Genomic DNA, 8465 nt, shown 5'->3' with positions numbered 1-8465 from the left:
TCTGCCCACAATACTTGGCTGGCAACGGCCCGGGAAGACAGGTAGCGCCAACACAGAGCGGACAGTCATTTGACTGTCCGCTTTGCTTTTTTGTTTTTTGGGTTTTAGTGCTTTTTCAGGAAACACCAATCAATTTTTTGAGTTTAAAAAATATGGGGTTGAATCAGGATTGGGCAAGACTTTTGGAAATTGGAGGTAAGGCCGAACATGAATGAAGCAGAGAGCCGAGGGCTGCGCCCGCCCATTCGCCGCAGCTCGCTGCGACTGTGGGCTGGAAAGCACTGGTATGCATGGCGACGTTTCTTGCTCTGGCATTCCGGGCGGTTCCGCTTTGCAAAATCGTGGCAGGAAGTTTCTCTGCCGTGCATTCATTTTTCCCATACCACACCCCTGCTGCGGGACCTTCAGGGCGCAGAAATGCGCTATCAGCACAATAAAATCACCAATTTAAAGCTGGCAGCGACCCGGTTGGACGGAATTCTGCTGCGGCCCGGTGAAACGTTCAGCTTTTGGCATCTTGTTGGAAAACCGTCCTGCCACAAGGGTTATCTTGATGGAATGGTGTTGTTTCTGGGGCACGTTGGCTATGATGTTGGCGGTGGACTCTGCCAGATGACGAACCTGATCTTTTGGATGACGCTTCACACGCAGCTGACGGTGATTGAACGGTACCGCCATTCACACGATGTCTTTCCGGATTCCAACCGTACCCTGCCCTTTGGAAGCGGCGCTACCTGCGCCTATCCTCACCGGGATTTGATGATTCGTAACGACACCGACCAGATATTTCAGCTCCGCTTACGTGTAGGGTCAGAAAATCTGGAGGGAGAATGGCTTTCGGAGAATCCTTCAGACTTTCGTTATGAGATTGTGGAGCGGGATCACCGTATGGAGCGGGGGCCATGGGGCGGTTATATTCGCCACAATGAGCTGTATCGGAGAAGATGGACGATGGACGGAGTGTTTTTAGACGAATTATTCTTGTTGGAAAACAATGCCGTCATGATGTACAATCCGCTTCTGCCTCAAAACAATGATTTAAAAGCCGAGTAAAAAAGAAATCCCGCTGATTTTCAAACCGGGTGCTTTTTTAGTTGCTTCGCCCAAGGCGTTGTGTTAAACTATTGACTGCGCATTGCCCTGTGCAGCGCGAGAGGAGGGAAGCTGGTGAGATATGGAACGGTGCTTCCCGGCTGCTTCGTGGAACGGCCAAACCGCTTTATTGCATTGGTGGATACGGCAGAGGGCCAGGTGGTGTGCCATGTGAAAAATACGGGCCGGTGCCGGGAACTTCTTCTCCCTGGCGCAAGAGTCTATTTAGAGCGAGCGGAGAATCCCGCGCGAAAGACCGCCTATGATATAATCGCGGTAGAAAAGGGAAGTCTGCTGGTCAACATGGATGCGCAAGCGCCCAATCGGGTATTTGCTGAGTGGGCGGCTAAGGGAAGTTTTTTGCCGGATTTGCAGGCTCAGAAGCCAGAGTATACCTACGGAGCATCCCGCATTGACTTTTGTCTGGAGACAGCCAGGGGCCTACATTTGGTGGAAGTCAAGGGCGTGACACTGGAGGAAAATGGCCACGCCCGGTTTCCGGACGCGCCTACGGAGCGGGGCGTGAAGCATATTCATGAGCTGCGCAGCGCGGTGGAGCAGGGGCTTGGCGCCACGCTGTTCTTTGTGGTGCAGATGGAGGGCATACTGGATGTCTCGCCCAACGACGCGACGCACCCCGCGTTTGGTGCCGCATTGCGAGAAGCGGCAGAAGCGGGCGTTTTTGTGCGGGCCTTCGACTGTACGGTGACGCCCGACAGCATTGCGATTCGGAGAGAAATTCCAGTGCTTTTGTGATTTACGAGGATGGGAGCGGGATTTTTTGGGACTTTTTGAACTGCTACTGGTTGGCGTTGGCCTGTCTATGGACGCATTTGCCGTGGCGATTTGTCAGGGGCTTTGTATGCGGAAGCTCCGCTGGGGCCATGCGTTTTTGGTGGCCCTGTTTTTCGGCGGATTTCAGGCGATCATGCCTTTTTTGGGCTGGCTGCTGGGGTCCCGGTTTGCTATGTACATCCAAAGTGTGGACCACTGGGTCGCCTTTGTCTTGCTTGCGATCATCGGTGGAAACATGATACGTGAGGGCTGCGGTAAAGAGGAGGAGGAGACGGCCTGCGCAGTGGCAGAGCGGGTGGACCTGAAGCAACTGACGGTGCTGGCCCTTGCCACCAGCATCGATGCGTTGGCGGTTGGTGTGACCTTTGCGTTTTTAAACGTGCACATTGTACCGGCGGTTTCCATCATTGGAACAGTGACCTTTCTCCTATCCCTGACGGGCGTGGTGGTTGGAAATTACTTCGGGGTTCGGTATAAGCGCCGCGCGGAATTGAGCGGCGGGATTCTCCTGATTTTACTGGGTGCAAGAATTTTGCTGGAGCATCTGGGCTTATTTTCCTGAATGAGCAGTACATACCGGACGGGGACGGCGATCAGCCGCTCCTGCCCGGTCTTTTTTTTCCCTGCGCTCATATCCTGCTTTCAGGAGAATAGGGGGGAAGCTATGGAGAGCCTTTGGATGATGCTGGGCGGCGTGGTTCTGTTTCTGTTTGGCATTACGCTGCTGGGGGAATATCTGCGAGAGCTTGAGGGCGGACCGGCTGCTGCGCCGGGCCACGGATGGTCGATGGCGGGGATTCCTGCTGGGTTTTTTGGTCACAGCGGTGGTGCAGTCTTCCTCCGCCGTGACGGTTATGACCGTATCGCTGGCAGATGCAGGGATTCTGACGCTTGGGCAGATTATTCCGGTGATGATTGGAAGTAATCTGGGAACCACCGCTACGGCCTGGCTGTTATGCTTTCGGACAGAGACGTCTGGTGCGCCGGAGCTAACGGTAATTTTGGCGTGCATAGGGCTTTTAATTTATCTCCTGATTCCCAGACGAAAAGTATGGGGAGGGCTGATGCTGGCTCTGTTTTTACTGCTGGTGGGAATGGATCGAATGGCTGCCGCCGCCGCGCCGATAGCGGGGACCGCGGCGTTCCACCGATTAACAAAGATGGCGGTTAACCCGCTGTCCACGCTTCTGGCGGGCACGATCTTTACCGGTGTTATCCAAAGTTCCAGCGCCTCCATTGGACTGTTACAGGCGTTTTCAACCGCAGGCTCCGTGACGTGGGGGATGGGCGTACCTCTGGTGCTAGGAGGGAATATCGGCACCTGTATCACGGTGCTGTTGGCCTCTGTGGGCTGCGGCGCAAACGCCAAACGGGCTGCATTTGCGCATTTGAAATACAATATTCTTGGAACGGTAGCCCTCCTGCCGCTATGGCTTCTGTTTGGCGCGCCTCTGCAAGACCGCCTTATCAATCCGGTGGGAATTGCCATGGTACACACCGCGTTTAATCTGTTCTCCGCAGTGTTTCTACTTCCGGCATTTGATGGAGTGACTGGCTTTTTTGCGTTTCCATCGAAGAGGAGACGAAAACTATCCGGCAGTCTCCGGCGGCCAACTGGAAAGCGTGCCTCGGGGATCGCTTTCGGAGAAAAGAATTCTGCAAGAAAATAAAAAACGGATCGCGGAACCAATTTGGTTCCGCGATCCGTTTTTTATGAGGTGAAAAAAGTTTTTTAGAACTGGCCCTGCTGCATCATGGCTTCAGCAACCTTCTTGAAGCCCGCGATGTTGGCGCCGGCCACCAGATCATAGCCCAGACCATACTCCTTAGCTGCCTCGGCGGACATGCTGTGGATGGTGACCATCATCTTTTTGAGCTGTGCGTCAACTTCCTCCGCGGTCCAGACCAGACGCTCGGAGTTCTGAGACATCTCCAGCGCAGAGACGCCCACGCCGCCAGCGTTAACAGCCTTGGAAGGAGCAACAACCATGTGCTTCTGGCCGCGCAGATACTCCAGAGCATCGTTGGTGGTGGGCATGTTGGCGACTTCGATGTAATATTTCACGCCGGACTCGGCAATCTTCTTGGCCCACTCCAGGTTGACGTCGTTCTGCATAGCGGCGGGCATAAGAATATCCACGTCCTTGTGGCCCCAGTGCTTGGTGCCTTCCACAAACTCGCAACCGAACTTCTCGGCGTAGGGCTTGCAGTGCATGGGGTCCTTGGCGCGCATTTCAAGGATGAAGTTCAGCTTCTCGTCGGTGTTAATGCCGTCGGGATCATGGACGTAGCCGTCGGGGCCGGCCATGTAAGTAACCTTGGCGCCAAGCTCGGCAGACTTCTTCATGATGCCCCAGGCCACGTTGCCATAGCCGGAGACGGCGATGCGCTTGCCTTCGATGGAGTCGTTCTCGTGCTTGAGAACCTCGCACAGATAGTACACCGCGCCAAAGCCCGTGGCCTCGGGACGGATCAGGCTGCCGCCGAAGGTCAGGCCCTTGCCGGTGATGACGCCGTTCTCCCACACGCCCTTCAGGCGGCGGTACTGGCCATACAGATAGCCGATTTCGCGGGCGCCCACGCCCATGTCGCCGGCGGGAATGTCAATGTCGGGCCCGATGTAGCGATACAGTGCGGTCATGAAGCTCTGGCAGAAACGCAGGACTTCGGCGTCGGACTTGCCGGCGGGATCGAAGTCGGAACCGCCCTTGGCGCCGCCAATGGGCAGGCCAGTCAGACTGTTCTTAAAGGTCTGCTCGAAACCCAGGAACTTGATGATCCCCTCGTACACGTTTTTCTGGAAGCGCAGGCCGCCCTTGTAGGGGCCGATGGCACCGTTGAACTGGCAACGCCAGCCGCGGTTGGTGTGCCAATTGCCCTGGTCGTCTTCCCAAGTCACGCGGAAGGTGAACATACGCTCCGGCTCGACCATGCGGGTAAGCAGGTCAACCTTCTCATATTCGGGGTGCTTCTCGATGACAGGCTCCAGAGAAGAGAAAACCTCCTCCACAGTCTGGACGAACTCGGGCTCGCTGCCGTGCTTGGCCTTTACATTTTCCAGTACGCTGGCAAGATATGCATTCATCAAAAACTTCCTCCTTCATTTTTAAACGGCGATTTTTGCATAAAACAACTGAAATTATCATATTTGCGCTTTAATTATTCTAGCACTTTTCATGTATGGAAGCAAGCATCCTTTTCCTCATACGGGTCATTTTCTTTCCGTATGACGGAAAAAATTCATGCAGGTTTTTGTGCAGTTTACCAAAGAAATGCAAGATATGCGTCTTTTGATAGAAAATTGACACTTAACATTGACTTTTCAGGATAGGACTATATAATAAATATGTTTGGGACCCGTGAAAAATCGGAAATTCGACTGTGTTGTTGGAGGAGTTTTACTATGCGGCAAACATATAAAACAAATATCGCAGGGCTGGAGCGGGAGCTTCCCATTTGCAAGGTGACGGACGATTTGTACATCGGTGCGTTCATCTGCTTTGGAGACGCGGAGATTACCGTCGCCTGCGCTCGAGAGCTTTTGAAGCTGGTGCCTCAGGCCGATTATGACTATATGCTTACGGCGGAGGCCAAAAGCATCCCTCTGATTCACGAGATGGCTCGCCAGTCCGGCGCAAAGCATTATTTTATTGCCCGGAAGGGTCCCAAGGCCTATCTGTGCGATCCCATTTATGTGGAGGATCGGTCCATCACCACCGCTGGGGCCCAGCGGCTGTATCTGGGCCGAGACGACGCGGACCTCATCCGTGGAAAAAGAGTGCTGCTGATGGACGACGTGATTTCCACGGGTGGTTCCATGCATGCCATGGAGGCACTGGTGGAGCTGGCAGGAGGAACCACGGCGGGCCGCATTGCGGTGTTTGCCGAGGGCGATGCACAGGCACGGACCGACATCCGGTATCTGGCGCCCCTGCCTCTGTTCAATCCCGATGGAACGGTGAAATGCTAAAACGATAAAAAGCGGGAGACGGATTACCGTCTCTCGCTTCTTTTTGAGAACAGGGCGCATAGAATCATACGTTCTCTGCGTATTTCTCCTGATCCCGGCGAATCTGCTTTTGATAGCGGTCTGCCTCGGAAAAGACGCAGCCGCAGTATTTTTGCATATAAAAGCCCAGCTCCCGCGCTTTTTGATTGCCCTCGCGGAAATTGGCCCGGAAGTCCCGGTACAAAAACGAAACGCCATATTCTTTCCCAAATCGCTCCGCCGCCCGGGCAATGCCGTCGTGGTCCTGATAATGAGAGGCCAGAAGGGTGGAAGTAAAGGCTCCGTACCCATGCTGGGCGGCATAGCGAGCCGTTTCCTCCAGCCGGTGCTCATAGCACCAGGCGCAGCGGCGGTCGATGTCACCCGCCACGTGGCGCACAAAGTCCCGCAGGCCGTATTCCTCCTGCACGATCAGCTTCATGCCGATGCTGGGGGCATACTCTGCAAGACAGTCCCGGCGGGCCTCATATTCCTTCCACGGATGGATATTGGGATTATACCAAAAAGCCGTGGGCTCCAGTCCCTCTGCCCGCAAAGGCTCAATACAGGAGAGGGAACAGGGGGCGCAGCAGCAGTGCAGCAAAACGGATTCCATAAAACGCGTCACCTCGCCGTCAGTATAGCAGATTCGGCCACTTTGTGCAAGGACGCGGAAAAGCGTGGAAAAATGATGGTGTTTCCTGTGGTTCCAGTGTCCGTTTTTAACGCAATATTAACGCAAGAAAACGTTTTTGCAATTGAAAAGTTCACATAAACAGAGTAGAATGAACACTGTTTAACAGGAAGTGCGGTGCGAATTTTCGCGCCGTTCGGACATTCTTAGGAGGAATCTGTTTTTGCGAGTTGGACTGGATGTCGGATCCACTACCATTAAATGCGTGGTGCTGGATAACGACGAAAAAATTATATATTCTACATATGAGCGGCATTATAGTCATATTTTGGAAAAATCGGAGGAGCTGCTGCGGCGCATGGCTCAGTGGCACGTTCCCGGCGGGCGGGCGCGACTCTCCATTTCCGGCTCCGCCGGAATGGGGATGGCGCAGAGCGTGGAGGTCCCCTTTGTGCAGGAGGTGTTTGCCACCCGCGTGGCGGTGGGGCGGTTTGCTTCCGGCACCGACGTGGTGATTGAGCTTGGCGGAGAAGATGCCAAAATTCTCTTTATGACAAATGGGCTGGAGGTCCGGATGAACGGCTCCTGCGCGGGAGGGACCGGCGCCTTTATTGACCAGATGGCAACGCTTTTGAAGCTGACTGCCGAGGAGCTGGACACTGCGGCTTTGCGGGCGGAGAAGACTTATACTATCGCGTCCCGCTGCGGCGTGTTTGCCAAGAGCGACGTGCAGCCTCTCATTAACCAGGGCGCGAAGCCGGAGGACATTGCCGCCAGTATCTATCAAGCGGTGGTGAATCAGACCATCGCGGGGCTGGCGCAGGGCCGCCCCATTAAGGGAAGAGTTTTGTATCTGGGCGGGCCGCTGACCTTCTCCAAATGCCTGCGGGAAAGCTTTGACAGTACGCTGGGCGTTACGGGCATGTGCCCGGAAAACAGCCTTTTGTTCGTGGCCCTTGGTGCGGCGCTATACTCCGATCAGGAATTTGACCTGGCGGACGTGGCCCGTCACCTGCGGGAGCGGGGTGCGTCGGAAACCTACCGGTCCCAACCGCCCCTGTTCGCCGACGAGAAAGAATACGAAAAATTCCGCGCGCGGCACGCAAAGGCGTCCGTTCCGCAGGTTCCGTTCGGTGCGGAGTACGCCGAACCGGTGCATATCGGGATCGACTCCGGATCTACCACCGTGAAGGTGGCGGTGATTGACGGGCAGGCACGGTTGCTGTTCACGAACTACCGTCCCAACGAGGGAAGCCCTACCGCCTTAATCCGGGAGGTGTTGCTGCGTCTGTATGACGAGCACCCGGCGCTGCAAGTTGCCTCCGTCACCACTACGGGTTACGGCGAGGATTTGGCCAAGGCCGCGTTCCACGCGGATTTCGGCGTAGTGGAAACCGTCGCCCATTTTACCGCAGCGCGGCATTTTCTGCCGGATGTGGATTTCATCATCGACATCGGCGGGCAGGACATGAAGTGCTTCAAGATTGAAAACGGAGCCATCGGCGACATCTTTTTGAATGAAGCCTGTTCCTCCGGCTGCGGCAGCTTTCTTCAGACCTTTGCGCAGGCGCTGGGAAGAGATGTGAAGGAGTTTGCAAAGCTTGGCCTGTTTGCCCGGCGGCCTGTGGATCTGGGCAGCCGGTGTACGGTGTTTATGAATTCCAGCGTGAAACAGGCCCAGAAGGACGGAGCCTCCATTGAGAACATTTCGGCGGGCCTTTCCATCAGCGTGGTGAAAAACGCCATCTACAAGGTTATCCGCGCTGCCTCTCCCGAAGAACTTGGCAGAAACATTGTGGTACAGGGCGGCACATTTTATAACGAGGCAGTTTTGCGGGCCTTTGAAAAGGAGATGGGGACGGAGGTCATCCGCCCCGACATCGCGGGACTGATGGGGGCTTACGGCGCGGCGCTGCACGGCATGGAAAAGGCGGAGCCGGGGCGGAAAAGTACGCT

Annotated in this window: 9 protein-coding genes; 7 read left to right on the top strand and 2 right to left on the bottom strand. The window is 55.2% G+C overall.

All coding sequences use genetic code 11. The annotated features are described in order from the left end of the window. The 5 genes from RT018_RS14880 to RT018_RS14860 form a co-directional block, all read left to right on the top strand. Nucleotides 1-215 (top strand): hypothetical protein (locus RT018_RS14880; RefSeq protein ID WP_312943110.1); only part of this gene is annotated, 215 nt, incomplete at its 5' end. Beyond that, entirely contained in the window at nt 208-1053 is an 846-nt protein-coding gene (locus RT018_RS14875; protein ID WP_312943109.1) for a VanW family protein, read from the top strand. The genes RT018_RS14880 and RT018_RS14875, both read left to right, overlap by 8 nt. A gap of 114 nt (nt 1054-1167) precedes the next feature. Continuing rightward, entirely contained in the window at nt 1168-1848 is a 681-nt protein-coding gene (sfsA, locus tag RT018_RS14870; RefSeq protein WP_312943108.1) for a DNA/RNA nuclease SfsA, read from the top strand. 67 nt (nt 1849-1915) lie between these two features. Further along, a complete protein-coding gene (locus RT018_RS14865) occupies nt 1916-2449 on the top strand; it encodes a manganese efflux pump MntP family protein (protein ID WP_397360442.1) in 534 nt (177 codons plus the stop codon). Between the two features lie 148 nt (nt 2450-2597). Beyond that, nucleotides 2598-3557 (top strand): Na/Pi symporter, encoded by a 960-nt coding sequence (locus RT018_RS14860; protein WP_312943106.1) that lies wholly within the window; start codon nt 2598-2600, stop codon nt 3555-3557. A gap of 62 nt (nt 3558-3619) precedes the next feature. On the opposite strand, the gene gdhA is transcribed toward RT018_RS14860, so the two are convergent. After that, nucleotides 3620-4972 (bottom strand): NADP-specific glutamate dehydrogenase, encoded by a 1353-nt coding sequence (gene gdhA, locus RT018_RS14855; protein ID WP_312943105.1) that lies wholly within the window; start codon nt 4970-4972, stop codon nt 3620-3622. A 318-nt stretch (nt 4973-5290) separates the two neighbouring features. On the opposite strand from gdhA, the gene RT018_RS14850 reads away from it, so the two are divergent. Further along, a complete protein-coding gene (locus RT018_RS14850; protein ID WP_312943104.1) occupies nt 5291-5857 on the top strand; it encodes a phosphoribosyltransferase family protein in 567 nt (188 codons plus the stop codon). Between the two features lie 64 nt (nt 5858-5921). On the opposite strand, the gene RT018_RS14845 is transcribed toward RT018_RS14850, so the two are convergent. Further along, entirely contained in the window at nt 5922-6491 is a 570-nt protein-coding gene (locus RT018_RS14845) for an epoxyqueuosine reductase QueH (protein ID WP_312943103.1), read from the bottom strand. Between the two features lie 241 nt (nt 6492-6732). Here RT018_RS14845 and RT018_RS14840 point away from each other — a divergent pair. Further along, the coding region (locus RT018_RS14840) for an acyl-CoA dehydratase activase (RefSeq protein WP_312943102.1) at nt 6733-8465 on the top strand (1733 nt) is incomplete at its 3' end.

The organism is Oscillibacter sp., assembly GCF_032060045.1.
In the GTDB taxonomy this organism is placed as follows: Bacteria; Bacillota; Clostridia; order Oscillospirales; family Oscillospiraceae; genus Oscillibacter.
The sequence above is the reverse complement of the archived record's forward strand: the minus strand, read 5'-3'. Positions and strand labels throughout refer to the sequence as shown.

Excerpts from the sequence above, each read along its gene's own strand:
- RT018_RS14875 (WP_312943109.1), top strand. The coding sequence starts at position 208 with ATGAATGAAGCAGAGAGCCGAGGGCTGCGCCCGCCCATTCGCCGCAGC.
- gdhA (WP_312943105.1), bottom strand. The coding sequence starts at position 4,972 with ATGAATGCATATCTTGCCAGCGTACTGGAAAATGTAAAGGCCAAGCAC.
- RT018_RS14865 (WP_397360442.1), top strand. The coding sequence starts at position 1,916 with ATGGACGCATTTGCCGTGGCGATTTGTCAGGGGCTTTGTATGCGGAAG.
- RT018_RS14845 (WP_312943103.1), bottom strand. The coding sequence starts at position 6,491 with ATGGAATCCGTTTTGCTGCACTGCTGCTGCGCCCCCTGTTCCCTCTCC.
- RT018_RS14850 (WP_312943104.1), top strand. The coding sequence starts at position 5,291 with ATGCGGCAAACATATAAAACAAATATCGCAGGGCTGGAGCGGGAGCTT.